This window comes from Acidimicrobiales bacterium (assembly GCA_036270875.1).
GTDB lineage: Bacteria > Actinomycetota > Acidimicrobiia > Acidimicrobiales > AC-9 > AC-9.
The window spans coordinates 24,369-38,894 of sequence record DATBBR010000046.1; the positions used below are offsets into that span (position 1 = coordinate 24,369).

General features: G+C 70.5%; 13 protein-coding genes. 10 read left to right on the top strand and 3 right to left on the bottom strand.

The features are described from left to right. The first annotated feature begins 22 nt into the window (after window positions 1-22). Genes VH112_05050 through VH112_05070 form a run of 5 tightly spaced genes read left to right on the top strand, consistent with a single transcriptional unit; the run spans window position 23 to window position 4,844 of the window. Window positions 23-808, top strand: a complete 786-nt coding sequence (locus VH112_05050; GenBank protein HEX4539593.1) for a methyltransferase domain-containing protein — start codon at window positions 23-25, stop codon at window positions 806-808. 31 nt (window positions 809-839) lie between these two features. Further along, a complete protein-coding gene (locus VH112_05055; protein HEX4539594.1) occupies window positions 840-1,718 on the top strand; it encodes an alpha/beta hydrolase in 879 nt (292 codons plus the stop codon). Further along, the gene (locus VH112_05060) at window positions 1,715-2,860 is read left to right on the top strand and encodes a CaiB/BaiF CoA-transferase family protein (protein ID HEX4539595.1); all 1,146 of its coding nucleotides are present in this window, start codon (window positions 1,715-1,717) and stop codon (window positions 2,858-2,860) included. Before VH112_05055 ends, VH112_05060 begins: the two co-directional genes overlap by 4 nt. A 9-nt stretch (window positions 2,861-2,869) precedes the next feature. Next, window positions 2,870-3,979 carry an iron-containing alcohol dehydrogenase family protein gene (locus VH112_05065; protein HEX4539596.1) on the top strand — a complete coding sequence of 370 codons (1,110 nt, stop codon included), beginning with the start codon at window positions 2,870-2,872 and terminating at the stop codon, window positions 3,977-3,979. A 43-nt stretch (window positions 3,980-4,022) separates the two neighbouring features. Beyond that, on the top strand, window positions 4,023-4,844 hold the full coding sequence (locus VH112_05070) for a DUF455 family protein (GenBank protein ID HEX4539597.1): 822 nt from the start codon (window positions 4,023-4,025) through the stop codon (window positions 4,842-4,844). Here VH112_05070 and VH112_05075 read toward each other — a convergent pair. Next, window positions 4,841-5,107, bottom strand: coding sequence for an Lrp/AsnC ligand binding domain-containing protein (locus VH112_05075; protein HEX4539598.1), 267 nt, complete (start codon window positions 5,105-5,107; stop codon window positions 4,841-4,843). The genes VH112_05070 and VH112_05075 overlap by 4 nt on opposite strands. Window positions 5,108-5,169: 62 nt before the next feature. Here VH112_05075 and VH112_05080 point away from each other — a divergent pair, with 62 nt between their 5' ends. After that, entirely contained in the window at window positions 5,170-7,059 is a 1,890-nt protein-coding gene (locus VH112_05080) for a S9 family peptidase (GenBank protein HEX4539599.1), read from the top strand. A gap of 135 nt (window positions 7,060-7,194) precedes the next feature. Next, window positions 7,195-7,443, top strand: a complete 249-nt coding sequence (locus VH112_05085) for a hypothetical protein (protein HEX4539600.1) — start codon at window positions 7,195-7,197, stop codon at window positions 7,441-7,443. Window positions 7,444-7,482: 39 nt separating this feature from the next. On the opposite strand, the gene VH112_05090 is transcribed toward VH112_05085, so the two are convergent. Continuing rightward, entirely contained in the window at window positions 7,483-9,318 is a 1,836-nt protein-coding gene (locus VH112_05090; GenBank protein HEX4539601.1) for a phosphoenolpyruvate carboxykinase (GTP), read from the bottom strand. Window positions 9,319-9,404: 86 nt separating this feature from the next. Between VH112_05090 and thiL the strand changes: the two genes are divergently transcribed. Continuing rightward, window positions 9,405-10,325 (top strand): thiamine-phosphate kinase, encoded by a 921-nt coding sequence (thiL, locus tag VH112_05095; GenBank protein HEX4539602.1) that lies wholly within the window; start codon window positions 9,405-9,407, stop codon window positions 10,323-10,325. A gap of 7 nt (window positions 10,326-10,332) precedes the next feature. Here the strand turns inward: thiL and rpmB are convergent, their stop codons facing one another. Continuing rightward, window positions 10,333-10,527 (bottom strand): 50S ribosomal protein L28, encoded by a 195-nt coding sequence (rpmB, locus tag VH112_05100; protein ID HEX4539603.1) that lies wholly within the window; start codon window positions 10,525-10,527, stop codon window positions 10,333-10,335. A gap of 103 nt (window positions 10,528-10,630) precedes the next feature. On the opposite strand from rpmB, the gene VH112_05105 reads away from it, so the two are divergent. Next, complete coding sequence (locus VH112_05105; protein HEX4539604.1) at window positions 10,631-12,346, top strand: DAK2 domain-containing protein; 1,716 nt, start codon at window positions 10,631-10,633, stop codon at window positions 12,344-12,346. Then, window positions 12,346-14,505, top strand: coding sequence for an ATP-dependent DNA helicase RecG (recG, locus tag VH112_05110; protein HEX4539605.1), 2,160 nt, complete (start codon window positions 12,346-12,348; stop codon window positions 14,503-14,505). The genes VH112_05105 and recG overlap by 1 nt, the downstream gene beginning before the upstream one ends. Window positions 14,506-14,526: the final 21 nt, after the last annotated feature.

Consider the following 14,526-nt stretch of genomic DNA (forward strand, 5'->3'; position numbering starts at 1 on the left):
ACGGCGCCGTAGCCTGAGCGCGATGGCCGGGGCGAGCTCGCGATGGGCCGAAGCACTGCACGGCTGGGCCATCCCACACGAGATCCTGGCCAGTGCACCGGAGTCGCCGTGGGGCTTCCCCCCTGAGCTGTTCGCGGCTCCCGAGGCGCCGGCGGCGACGCCGTCGAGGAATCGAGCACTGGAGGCCCTCCCCACGGGCGGATCCGTTCTGGACGTCGGTGTGGGCGCCGGAGCGGCCAGCCTGGGCCTGGTCCCTCCGGCGGCCCGGCTCGTCGGGGTGGATGAGAGCGCCGACATGTTGGCCCGCTTCGCCGCCGCCGCCGCCGGCCTGGGGGTTGCCGTGCGCACCGTCCCCGCCCCGTGGCCCGAGGCTGCCGGCGAGGCGGGACGGGCCGACGTCGTCGTGTGCCATCACGTCCTGTACAACGTGGCTGAGCTCGTCCCCTTCGTCCGCGCCCTCACCTCGGCCGCCCGCCGGCGTGTCGTCGTCGAGCTCACGGCCCAGCATCCCCAGTCCGCGCTGAGTCCCCTGTGGCTGCATTTTCACGGGCTCGAGCGGCCCACTGGACCGAATGCCGGCGACGCGGTGTCCGTGCTCGAGGAGATCGGGATCGAGCCCGAGGTCGAGCGCTTCACCGGGCCCGCGCGACTGGCCGAAGTGGACCGAGGCGACCTCGTTGCCTTCGCCCGCCGCCGCCTGTGCCTGCCGGCCGAGCGCGACCCCGAGGTGGAGTCGCTGCTTCCGGTCAACGCCACCCTCCCGGGAAGGGAGCTGGTCTGCGTGTGGTGGTCTCCGCCCCGCGCTTGACCGACTGGTCAAGACGAGACAGCATCCGGGCATGGCCATCGCGCGCGCCAATGGCATCGACATCGAGTACGAGACCTTCGGTGATCCAACCGACCCGGTCATGCTGCTCATCATGGGCCTCGGGGGTCAGCTCATCGCCTGGGACGCCGACTTTTGCAACCGGCTGGCCGCTCACGGGTTCCGCGTCATCCGCTTCGACAACCGCGACGTCGGCCTCAGCACGAAGATCGAGGCGGGTCCCGTGCCCGACATCATGGCGGTCATACAAGGAGATCGGTCGTCGGTCTCCTACTCCCTCGAGGACATGGCCGCCGATGCCACCGGTCTCCTGGATGCCCTCGGCGTCGAGAAGGCGCACATAGTCGGCGTATCGATGGGGGGGATGATCGCTCAGGTGGTGGCGATCGATCATCCCGACCGAGTCCTCAGCCTGGCGTCGATCATGTCGACAACGGGCGATCCGAGCGTCGGCGCTCCGACGCCCGAGGCCATGGCGGTGCTGATGAGGCCACCGCCGCAGGAGCGCGACGACGTCATCGCGGGCGAAGTCGAGACGCACAAGGCGATCGGGTCACCCGGGTTCCCCGTCGACGAGGAGCGGACGCGCCGGCGGGCCGCGGCCGCCTACGATCGCAGCTTCTACCCCCAGGGTGTGGCCCGTCAGGTGGCAGCGGTCGTGGCGGCCAGCGATCGCACCGAGGGGCTGTCCCACATTGACGTGCCGACGGTCGTGATCCATGGGACCGCCGACCCGCTGGTCACGCCGAGCGGCGGTGAAGCCACCGCCAAGGCCGTTCCCGGGGCCGAGCTGATCATGGTCGAGGGAATGGGCCACGAGCTTCCACCCGGTGCGTGGGAGACCGTCGTCGAGGCCGTCGTGCGCAACGCCGCCAAGGCCGGGTCCAGATGAGCGGGCCACTCGAGGGCGTGCGCGTCGTCGAGATCGCCGGCATCGGCCCCGGACCGTTCGCGGCCATGATGCTGGCGGACATGGGTGCCGACGTCGTACGCGTCGATCGGGCCCAGAAGGTGGCGGGCGGCGACCCCGCGCACCCTCCGATCGACCTTCTGGGTCGGGGGCGACGCTCGGTAGGGATCGACCTCAAGCATCCCGAGGGCGCGGGGGTGGTGCTCAGGCTGGTGGAGCACGCGGACGTTCTGATCGAAGGGTTTCGTCCGGGAGTGATGGAGCGGCTCGGGATCGGACCCGATGAGTGCATGGCCCGCAACCCGCGCCTCGTCTACGGCCGCATGACCGGCTGGGGCCAGGAGGGACCGTACGCCGACGCCGCCGGCCACGACATCAACTACATCGCCCTGGCCGGAGCCCTCGATCCGGTCGGACGAGCGGGCGAAGCACCCGTACCGCCCCTGAACCTGGTTGGTGACTTCGGAGGCGGGGGCATGTTCATGGCCTACGGGGTGGTGTGCGCGCTGCTGGAGGCCGGTCGCTCCGGTCAGGGCCAGGTGGTCGACGCGGCGATGGTCGACGGCGCCGCCGTGCTCACGACGTTCATCCACAGCCTGCGAGCCATCGGACTCTGGGTGGACGAGCGGGGAACGAACCTCCTCGACACCGGCGCGCATTTCTACGACGTGTACGAGACGGCCGACCATCGCTACGTCTCGGTGGGGTCCATCGAGCCGCAGTTCTACGCTGAGCTGCTGCGCCTCTCGGGCCTGGAGGGCGAGGAGCTCCCGGCGCAGATGGACCGCAGCCAGTGGCCGGCCCTGAAGGAGCGGGTGGCCGACGTGTTCCGCACCAAGACGCGTGACGAATGGTGTGGCCTCATGGAGGGGACCGATGTGTGCTTCGCCCCGGTGCTGTCCATGGGCGAGGCGCCAGCGCATCCGCACAACCGCCTGCGGGAGACGTTCGTGGAGGTCGCGGGGGTGCCCCAGCCGGCTCCCGCGCCCCGGTTCGGTCGGACGCCGGGAGCCATCGGTCGTCCGCCGCCGCACGCCGGCCAGCACACCGAGGACACCCTGGCGGACTGGGGGTTCACCGCGGGCGAGCGGGAGAAGCTCCGCCAGGCCGGGGCCATCGCCTGAGGGGTCATTGTGGACGACTCCTGGACCCACACCGGGTACGCGCAGCGCATCCACTTCGGGGCCGGGAGCCTGGACGAACTGGCGAACGTGGTCAGGGAGACCGGTGCCCGGCGGGTGATGCTGGTGACGACCGAGGGGCGGGCCGACTCCGACGCCGGCCGACGTGTGGTCAGTCTGCTCGGAAGGCAGCTCGTCTCCACCTTCGCCGGGGTGACCTCCCACGTGCCTACCGCCGCTGTCGAAGCGGCGGTGCGCCAGGCCCAGGCCGACGGCGTCGACGGTCTGGTGTCGTTCGGAGGCGGCTCGTGCGCTGACCTGGGCAAGGCGGTGTGCTTCTTCGTGGAGCAGCAGGCGGGAACGCCCGGCATGTCGCCTCTGGACCGTCCCGCTCTGTCGCACGTGGCCGTGCCGACGGCGTACTCGGGCGCCGAGCTGACCCCGTTCTTCGGCATGACCGACCCCGCCGCCCGGCGCAAGAGCGGAGCCGGGGGTCCCACCGTGGCGCCGGTGGCCGTTGTGTATGACCCGCTTGTGACCCTGGACACGCCGCCCCGGGTCAGCGCCGAGACAGGAATGAACGCGCTCGCTCACGGTGTCGAGGCGGCGTACGCGACCCGTCGGACGCCGGAGGCCGAGGCCGTGGCGCTGGCGTGTGTCCAGCGGGTGGCAGCATGGCTGCCCGGCGTCGTGGACGATCCCGACGATCTCTCTGCTCGGACGGCCATGCTCGTCGGCGCTGCTCTGGGGGGTCGGGCGCTGCAGAACGCCAGCATGGGCGTGCACCACGGGCTGGCGCAGCTGCTGGGCGGCCGCACTGGGATCGCCCACGGCCTGGCGAACGCCATCATGTTGGCGCACGTCCTGCGCTTCAACGCGGAGGCGGCGCCCGTGGAGGTGGCGCGGATCGGCGCCGCCCTGGGCGACCCCGACGACCCCGCCGGCGCCTGCGACCGGCTGCGCAGGCGTCTCGGGCTGCCGGGCCGCCTCTCCGAGTGTGGGGTGACCAAGGAGGATCTCGACGCCGTCGCCCGCATGTCCGAGGGCAACGTCAGCGTGGGGTTCAACCCCCGCCCGGTGAGCGAGGAGGGCGCTCGCCAGATCCTCGCTGAGGCGTGGTGACAGCGGGGTAGGATCGGTTCCACCCGGCGTAGGAGGGCGCGTCATGAAGCGGATGCTGTCGGTCGATGATCTGGCTCGCGACGAGCGGTTCGAGCGGATCCAGATCGAGGACGTCGTCTTCGACGCCAGGCGGTCGGGCAGCGATCGCCGCAACGTCCTCGATCACCGGGACACGGAGTCGCCCGACGCCGCCCGGGCGCTGATGCACGGCATCTTCGTGGGAGAGATCCAGGCCCTCGAGGGAGCGGGACGGACGTGCTACGACTTCGACACGGGGGCCGGCCGCGACGAGGTCCCGTTCGCCATGAAGCTGGACATGGCCCGCCAATGCTGGGACGAGGCTCGTCACGTGGAGATCTCGGTGAAGCTGACCGAGCACATGGGCACCGGGATCGGGGAGTTCTCCGAGCAGACCATGCTGTTCCAGGCGGCCTGCAACTCGGACCCCGTGCTCAGGCTCACCGGGGTCAACCGGGCGCTCGAAGGTCTCGCCATCGACGTGTTCAACACCATGCGGGACTACGGGGACAGCGTGTCGGACCCGGTTCTCTACTTCTGCGAGGACTGGATGCTCGCCGACGAGGTGACCCACGTGAAGATGGGCTCGGACTGGCTGCGACGGCTGACGGCCACCGACAAGGACCGGCAGGCCCAGGCGCTGGAGTTCCAGCGCACCGTGGACAAGCTCTTCAGCTTCGGTGGGCTGCGCGGCGAGGGCGAGGACAACCCGGTGCACCTGGCCCGGAAGTTCAGGTCCATGGCCGGGTTCAGCGATGACGAGATCGTCGAGCTGGTCGACATCGCCGCCCAGGCCCAAGCCGAGGCCGAGGCCAACTCGGCCGCAGCTGCGGCGCCCGCCGGCTAGAGGTTGACCACCGGGCAGGTGAGGGTGCGGGTGATGCCCTCGATGAGCTGGACCCGGCTCACGACCATCTTGCCCAGATCGTCGACCGAGCCGGCCTCGGCGCGCACGATCACGTCGTAGGGACCAGTGACATCCTCGGCCGACACCACGCCCTGGATCTTGGAGACCTCCGCTGCGACCTGAGCGGCCTTGCCGACCTCCGTCTGGATGAGCACGTAAGCAATTACGGACACCGGCTCCTCCTCGCCTCGCAGAGCCCGCATCGTAGTGCCAGCTCCTCGACGCAGTCTGGGCAATGGGCGGGCGCGCCTGGTAGTCAGTCCGTATGGTCGAGCTGATCCCGAGAGACGTGCTGTTCGGCAACCCGGAGCGGGTGAGCCCGAGGGTGTCGCCCGACGGTAGCCGGCTGGCCTGGCTGGCGCCGGTCGATGGCGTGCTGAACGTCTGGGTGGCCAGCCTGGCGATGGCCGGTCCGGGAGACCGGCCCCTCGAGATGCCCGGCCCGGAAGGCCCACCCCTCGACATCGAAGGCGCCAACCCGGTGACCGACGATCGCGATCGTGGCATCCGCAGCTTTCTCTGGGCCCACGACGGCGTCCATCTCCTGTACCTCCAGGACCGTGGCGGGGACGAGAACTGGCGCCTCTACGACGTGGACCTGGAGACGATGGCCCGCCGCGATCTGACGCCGTTCGAGGATGTGCAGGCCCAGATCCTGGCGGTCGACAAGCGTTTCCCGACCGAGGTCCTGGTCGGGCTCAACCGGGACACGGCGGAGCTCCACGACGTGTACCACCTCGACCTGGTGAGCGGCGACCTCGTCAAGGTCGTCGACAACCCGGGACTGATCGGCTGGTTGGCCGACGCCGACATGGTGGTGCGGGCGGCGCTTGCCCCCGAGGCCGACGGTGGCTTCGTCGTCATGGTGCGCGACGCTGAGGCGGCTGAGTGGCGCCCGTTCCAACGCGTCCCGGCCGAGGACGCCCTGTCGAGCGGGACGGTGGCCTTCAGCCGCGATGGTGCGAGCCTCCTCGCTGTCAGCTCGATCGGCGCCAACACCGGGCGTCTGGTCCGCGCCGATCTCGGCACCGGAGCCACCGAGGTGATCGCCGAGGACCCAGTCAACGACGTCACCGACGTGCGGCTCCATCCCGACACCCGCCAGGTCCAGATCGTGACCTTCGCCCGCGAGCGGGCCGACTTTCTCGTGCTCGATCCCGACGTCGAGGATGACCTCGCCGCCATCCGGTCGCTGCATCCCGGTGACCCGGTGCTCGAGGGACACGATGACGCCGATCTCACCTGGCTGGTGGGCTTCACCAACGACACCGGACCCATCCCGTATTTCGCCTACGACCGGCGCACGAAAGAGGCCCGCCTCCTCTTCGAGCACCGGCCGAGCCTGCGACGCTACGAGTTGGCGGCCATGGAGCCGTTCTCGTATGAAGCTCGCGACGGTTTGGCGATCCACGGCTACCTGACCTTTCCCGTGGGGGAACCCCGGGCGCGACTGCCGACCGTGCTTGTCGTCCACGGCGGCCCTTGGGCCCGCGACGAGTGGGGCTTCCAGCCCGAGACCCAGTGGCTGGCCAATCGCGGCTATCTGTGCGTGCAGGTCAATTTCCGGGGCTCGACGGGCTATGGCAAGGCGTTCGTGAACGCCGGCGACCGTGAGTGGGGCGCGAAGATGCACGACGACCTCGTCGACGCGGTGGCCAGTGTCGTCGACCGGGGCCTGGCCGACCCCGCCCGGGTCGCTATCTACGGCGGCTCCTATGGGGGCTACGCCGCCCTGGTGGGCGCGGCGTTCACGCCCGAGCTGTTCCGGGCCGCCATCGACGTCGTCGGGCCGTCCAACCTGGAGACGCTGATCCGGTCGATCCCGCCCTACTGGGCCCCGTTGATCGCCCAGTTCCACACCCGGGTGGGCAACCCCGACACCGAGTCCGAGTTCCTCTGGTCACGCTCTCCGCTGTCGAGGGTCAAGGACATCAAGGTGCCCCTGCTCATTGCCCAGGGGGCGAACGATCCTCGCGTCAAGCAGGCAGAGTCCGAGCAGATCGTCGCCGCCCTGACCGAGGCCGGCATCGACCACGAGTACCTCCTCTTCCCCGACGAGGGCCACGGCTTCGCCAAGCCCGAGAACCGGTTGCGCTTCTACGCCGCCGCCGAGCGCTTCCTCGCCCGCCACCTCGGGGGTCGGGCCGAGGACTGATCTCCGTTCGGGGCAGGGGAGCTTCATCGCAGGTCGAATCCGTTAAGGGTGCCCTCCCGGACGACCTCTCCAGGTCCGCGGCGCGCCCGACCGCTGCCGCCGCCCCCGCCGGCGCCCGGCCCGGGCGCGGGGCTGGTGGCGAGGGCCGACGCCGCCTGGGCCGTCGTCCGCGTGCCGGTCCGACGCGCAGTCAAGACCCTGGACGGCGTCGCCGTGGTGGCCTGGGCGCTCCTGGCGGTAATGCTGCTGGCCCTCACGGTCGGCCCCGCGGTCGGCGCCTTCGATGTCAGGCAGGTGACACGGGGTACCCCCGCCGTCCATCCCGTGCCCGCCCAGGCACCGCACTGGCAGCCGCCACCGAAGTCGGCTCCGTCGGCTCCGTAGGCTCCGTCGGCTTCGTACGGGTCGGGGTCCGGCCCCCGATCAGCGGTCGAGGCGCCTTTCGAGGCGGTCGAGCTCGTCGGTCAGCTCGCCGGGCAGGTGGTCGCCGAGTCGGGCGAAATGGTCACGGATCAGCGGCACCTCGCGACGCCACTCCTCGGGATCCACATGGAGGAGCAGCTCCATGTCGGCCGGAGACACGTCGAGACCCTCGACGTCGATGGCGTCCTTGGCCGGGACGTTGCCGACCGGCGTCTCCTCCGCCTCGCCGCGCCCGCTGACGCGCTCGAAGACCCACTCGAGGACCCGGCTGTTCTCGCCGAACCCGGGCCACAGCCACCGGCCGTCGGCGTCTTTGCGGAACCAGTTGACGTAAAAGAGCTTCGGCAGCTTGGCGGCGTCGGTCGCCTTGCCGATGTCGAGCCAGTGGCCCAGGTAGTCGGCCATGTTGTAGCCGCAGAAGGGCAGCATGGCGAAGGGATCCCGCCGGAGGTTCCCCACCTTGCCGGCGGCGGCGGCGGTGGTCTCCGACGCCATGATCGAGCCCAGGAAGACGCCGTGCTGCCAGTCGAAGGCCTCGAAGATGAGCGGCACGACCGATGCCCTCCGGCCGCCGAAAAGGATGGCCGAGATCGGCACTCCCGCCGGGTCCTCCCATTCAGGGGCGATCGCCGGATCCTGGCTCGCGGGAGCGGTGAAACGGGCGTTGGGGTGGGCGGCCGGGGTCGAGGAGGACGGGGTCCAGCTCTCCCCTCGCCAGTCGGTGAGGTGGGCGGGGGTCTCCTCGGTCATGCCTTCCCACCACACGTCTCCGTCGTCGGTAAGCGCCGTGTTGGTGAAGATGCAGTTGCCGTCCAGGGTGAGCATGGCGTTGGGGTTGGTCTTCATGCTCGTGCCCGGAGCCACTCCGAAGAAGCCCGCTTCGGGGTTGATGGCGTACAGCCGTCCGTCGTCGCCGAACTTCATCCAGCAGATGTCGTCGCCGATGGTCTCGACCTTCCAGCCCGGCAGGGTCGGGACCAGCATGGCCAGGTTGGTCTTGCCACAGGCGGACGGGAAGGCGCCGGTCACATAGCGGGTCTCACCCCGGGGCGAGGTGAGCTTGAGGATCAGCATGTGCTCGGCCAGCCAGCCGTCGTCTCGGGCCATCACCGAGGCGATGCGCAGGGCGAAGCACTTCTTGCCCAGCAGGGCGTTGCCGCCGTAGCCGGATCCGTAGGACCAGATCTCCCTGGTCTCGGGGAAGTGGACGATGTACTTGTTCTCGGCATTGCAGGGCCAGGCCACGTCGGGCCGGCCAGCCTCCAGGGGCGCACCCACCGAGTGCAGGCAGGGCACGAACTCTCCGTCGGGCCCGAGCTGGTCGAGGACGGCCGAGCCCATGCGGGTCATGATCCGCATGCTCGCGGCGACGTAGGGCGAGTCCGTCAGCTGCACGCCGATATGGGCGATCGGCGAGCCGAGCGGGCCCATCGAGAAGGGCACCACGTACATCGTGCGACCCCGCATCGAGTGCCGGAGCAGGCCCGTCAGCTCGGCCCGCATCTCGTCGGGGTCCCGCCAGTTGTTGGTCGGCCCGGCGTCCACCTCCCGCCGCGAGCAGACGAAGGTACGGTCTTCGACCCTGGCCACGTCGGCGGGGTCGGAGTGGGCCCAGTAGCTGTTCGGCCGCTTGGCGTCGGAGAGCCGGGTGAAGGTCCCGCTGTCGACCAGCATCCGGGCCAGCCGGTCGTACTCCGCCGCCGAGCCGTCACACCATACGACCTGGTCGGGCGTGGTGAGGGAAGCGACCTGGTCGACCCACTGCCGCAGCCTCTGGTTCGTCGTCGGACCCATCGCCAAGCGCCTCGTTTTCGTCGAGCGCGCCGTTGCGCGCAACGAATGGACGGAGACGATGGTAGGTCAGGGTCGGGAACTGCCCCAATTCAGCCGCCCGCGGCGGCCACGCCCTACGCTCGGCCTACGTGGGCGCCGGACAGCGTGGGGAGCGGGCGGCCATCGAGCGGATCCGCTCGCGGCTCCCCGGCCCTCCCGAAGGCGAGACCTGGATCGGCGATGACGCCGCCGTGGTGGCGCCACCGCCTGAGAGCCTGCTGCTCGCCACCGATCTCGTGGTGGCGGGAGTCCACGCGGACCTCGATCTGGTGGGAATCGACGACATGGGATGGAAGGCCATGGCGGCCAATGTGAGCGACCTGGCCGCCATGGCCGGTCGGCCGCAGCACGCGCTCGTGGCCGTGGCCGGTCCGGCTGCGACCGACCTTGACGGACTGTTCGACGGGCTGGCCGAGGCGGCGCGCCACTACCGGTGCCCGGTAGTCGGAGGGGACCTGGCCAACGCCGACATCCTCGTGGTGTCGGTGGCCGTCACGGGGACGAGTGGGGGGAGGCCCGCGGTGCGACGAGATGGGGCGCAGCCGGGCGACGCCCTGTTCGTGACCGGTCCGCTGGGGGCGTCGGCCGCGGGGCTCGAGCTACTCCGGTCGGGACGAGATCAGGTAGCTCCCGAGCTCGCCGCGGCCCACCGCCGGCCCCGGGCGCGTGTCGAGGAGGGGCAGGCAGCACGGGCGGGCGGCGCAACGGCCATGATCGACGTGTCCGACGGCCTCGCCCTCGACCTCGACCGGGTCGCCGTGGCGGCGGGTGTGGGGCTCTCCATCACCGAGGTGCCGATAGCCGAAGGGGCCACGATGGAGCAGGCGCTCGGCGGAGGCGAGGACTACGAGCTGGCGTTCAGCGCACCGGACCCCGATGTCGTGGCCGCCGCGTTCCGGTCGGCGCGGCTGCGACCACCGGTTCGCATCGGAAGCTGCACGGCCGATCTCGAGGAGCGGCGGCTCGACGGTCGTCGGCTCGAGCCCACCGGCTGGCTGCACGACTGGTAACGAAGAGCTACCGGGGAACCTTCTCGACCTTGCCGGCCCGGATGCAGGAGGTGCAGACGTGGATGCGGCGCGGGCTCCCGTCAACGAGCGCCCTGACTCGCTGGATGTTGGGGTTCCACCTGCGCTTGGTGCGCCGGTGGGAGTGGCTGATGCTCATTCCGAAGGAGGGGTGCTTGCCGCACACCTCGCATACCGCTGCCACGAGACGAGCCTCTCGGTCCGGGGACGATGCCTCACTGTGCGTCCCAATCGGGTACCCGACGGGGGAACGCTGGGAGGCGACGACGGAAGGTTAGCATCCGACCATGGACGCGCTGGACCGGCTGGCTGCCGGTGACCTCATGGCGGCGATGCTGGCCTACCGAGACGGCCTTCGTGCGCACCAGGAGGTCATCAACCGTCTGAACGTGTACCCGGTCCCCGACGGCGACACCGGCACCAACATGGCCCTCACCCTGGAGGCGGTCGCGACCGAGCTCGAGTCACTCGGCGAGTCCGGTCACGAGATGACCTCGGTTTGCAAGGCCGTGGCCCACGGCTCGCTCATGGGCGCGCGGGGCAACTCGGGCGTGATCCTGTCCCAGATCCTCCGGGGAGCGTCCGACGTGTTCCGCGACCTGGAGTCGGCCACGGCATCAGACGTAGCCACCGCCCTGGTCGACGCGGCGACCGCAGCCGAGGGGGCGGTGATGCGACCGGTCCAGGGAACCATCCTCACGGTCGCCACCGACGCCGCGTCAGCCGCCCGGGCCAAGGCCGACGCCGGCGGCGAGCTCGTCGACGTGCTCGACGCGGCGCGGGTGGCCGCCACCGAGTCGGTCGCGCGCACGCCCGAGCTGTTGCCGGTGCTCAAGCAGGCGGGCGTGGTCGACGCCGGGGGCGTCGGGTTCGTGCTTCTACTGGACGCCTTCCTGCAAGTGGCGACCGGCCGCCCCATGCCCGAGCCCGAGTATGCGACATCGGAGCCCCTGCGGACGGCGCCGAGCGTCGCCGGCGCGACTGCGCGCCCGGAGGGAACGGCTCGCGCCCACGCCTCCGGGGCGGGCGAGCCCCAGAGCGCTGAGGACGTCGGGGACCTCCGCTACGAGGTCATGTACCTGCTCGAGGCGCCCGACGCCTCGATCCCGGCCTTCAAGGACGTCTGGGCCGGCGTCGGAGACTCGATCGTCGTGGTCGGCGGGGAGGGGATGTGGAACTGCCACATCCACACCGACGACATCGGCGCCGCGGTCGAAGCCGGCATCGACGCCGGCCGGCCCCGCAACATTCGCGTGACCGACCTCATGGACCAGGTCGAGGAGGAGCGGTGGGTGCGGGATGCAGCGGCAGGCGCGCCCCCCGACGAGGAGTCGCCGTGGCCCGTGCCAGCCACGGCGGTGGTCGCGGTCGCGACCGGCACCGGCATTCGCCGGATCTTCCGGTCGCTCGGGGTCCACCAGATGGTGGCTGGGGGGCAGTCGATGAACCCGTCGACGGCGCAGATCCTCGAGGCCGTGGAAGCGGCTCCGGCGAACGACGTCGTGGTGCTCCCGAACAACGGCAACATCGTTCCCGTGGCCGAGCAGGTCGACGCCCTGACCGACAAGCGCGTGCGGGTCGTGAAGACATTCGGCGTCGCCGAGGGCTTCGCCGCCCTGCTCGAGTACGACCCCGAGGCCGGAGTCGACAACAACGCCAGCGTCATGTCCTCGGCCGCGCAGCGTGTCATCGCCGGCGAGGTCACCAGGGCCGTTCGGGCCAGCAACAGCCCGGCCGGTCCCGTCGCCGAGGGCGAGTGGATGGGCCTGTCCAAGCGCGGCGTCGAAGTCGTGCAGCCGACTCTCGCCGAAGCCACCACGGCGCTGCTCGAGAAGCTGCTCACCGACGAGCACGAGATCGTGACGCTCATCGAGGGCGAGGGCTCCAGTCCGGCCGACACCCGTCGCATCACGGAGTGGCTGAGTGAGCACCGCCCCGACATCGACGTCGAGATCCACCACGGCGAGCAGCCCCTCTATCCGTACCTGTTGAGCATCGACTGATGGAGGGGCGGGACGCGAGTGGGCGCCTGCAGCTGCGCGCACTTGCCGATCGCCCGGTGACCGACCTGTCGGGTGTCGGGCCCACCAAGGCCAAGGCTCTGGAGGAGATGGGCATCACCACTGTCCTCGACCTCGTCACCCATTACCCGCGCCGGTACATCGACCGCACCCAGCAGGTTGCGGTCAAGGACCTGAAGGTGGGGGAGGAGGCCATGGTCCTCGCCCACGTGAAGCGGGTGAGCACGCGGCGGACGCGCCAGGGAAGAGCGCTCGTCGAGATCGACGTGTTCGACGGCACCGCCTACCTGCGGTGCACCTTCTTCAACCAGGGTTGGCGGGCCAAGCAGCTGGTGACCGGCCGGCAGGCGGTCTTCTTCGGGAAGCTCGACCTGTTCCGGGGTCGGCGCCAGATGACCAACCCGGTCGTCGACCTGATCGGCGACCGCACCGGACGCATCGTGCCCGTCTACCCCCAGTCCGACAAGGCCGGCCTCTCCACATGGGAGCTGGCCGACTGGATCGAGAGCGCCCTGCGGCGGGCCGGCGAGCTCGCCGACCCCCTGCCCGAGCGCTGGCAGGACGAGCTCGGGATGGTCGGTCGGACCAAGGCCATGAACCAGATCCACGCGCCCGACTCCATGCCAGCCAAGGATGCGGGCCGGCGTCGCCTCGCCTTCGACGAGCTGGCCCGCCTCCAGGTGGCCCTGGTCATGCGCAAGCGGAAGCTGGAGCAGCAGGCCGTCGGCATCAGCCACACGATCAAGCCCGAGCCCGGGAAGGCGTCGTTGCTCGAGGAGTTCCAGCGCCGCCTGCCGTTCTCGCTCACCGGGGCCCAGGAGCGGGCCATCGCCGCCATCGAGGGCGATTTGGCCAAGGCCCATCCGATGCACCGTCTGTTGCAGGGAGATGTGGGCGCCGGCAAGACAGTGGTCGCCCTGGCCGCCCTGCTCGTCGCCGTCCAGGGCGGCCACCAGGGCGCCCTCATGGCGCCCACCGAGGTGCTCGCCGAGCAGCACCACGCCGGGGTCCGGTGGCTCCTCCGCCAGGTCGTCATGCCTGACGAGTCGACCCTCACCCAGGACCGCCCGGTCCGCGTGGAGCTGCTCACCAATCGCACCACGCCCACCGAGCGCGCCCGGCTGCACGACGGCCTTCGTGCGGGGACGGTCGACATCCTCGTGGGCACCCATGCCCTGCTGACCGAGGAGGTGGCCTTCTCCTCGCTCGGGGTCGTGGTGGTCGATGAGCAACACCGGTTCGGGGTTGAGCAGCGGGACATCCTGCGGGGCAAGGGCAGGTACTCGGGCGGCGCCGACCCCGACGTGCTGGTGATGACGGCCACCCCGATACCCCGGACGGCCGCCATGACGATGTACGGGGACCTTGACGTGACGGTGCTCGACGAGCTGCCCCCGGGACGGACGCCCGTCAAGACCACCTGGGCGAGGGGACCGCTGGAGGTGGAGAGCGCCTGGGACACGGTGCGCAGGGAGGTGGCGGCCGGGAGGCAGGCCTACGTCGTGTGCCCTCTCGTCGAGGAGTCAGAGCGGGTCCAGGCCCGCTCGGCAACCCAGGAGCGAGAACGGCTCGCTCGGGAAGACCTGCCGGGCCTGCAGCTCGGGCTCCTTCACGGCCAGATGCCGGCCCGCGAGAAGGAGTCGGTCATGGCCGACTTCAGGGACGGCAAGCTCGACGTCCTCGTGGCCACCACGGTCATCGAGGTCGGCGTGGACGTCCCCACCGCCACGGTGATGGTGATCGAGGACGCGGACCGCTTCGGGATGGCCCAGCTCCATCAGCTTCGGGGCCGGGTGGGCCGGGGAAAGGACGCTTCCTGGTGCTACCTGCTCGGCGAGGGCTCCTCGCCCGAGGGTGAGAAGCGGCTGGAGGCCCTCCAGGAGTCGACCGACGGCTTCCACCTCGCCGAGGTGGACCTGGACCTTCGGGGAGAGGGAACCGTCCTGGGCACCCGTCAGAAGGGACGCAGCGATCTCAAGCTGGCGTCGCTCCGACGGGACAGGGAGCTGGTGGCGCAGGCCCGTCAGATGGCGTTCGACATCGTCGACGCGGACCCGATGCTCGGCGCCCACGACCTGCTCGCCGACGAGGTCCGCCTGATGATCGACGAGGATGAGGCCGAGTTCCTCTTCAAGAGCTGACCGGAGACCCCAAACCCCCGA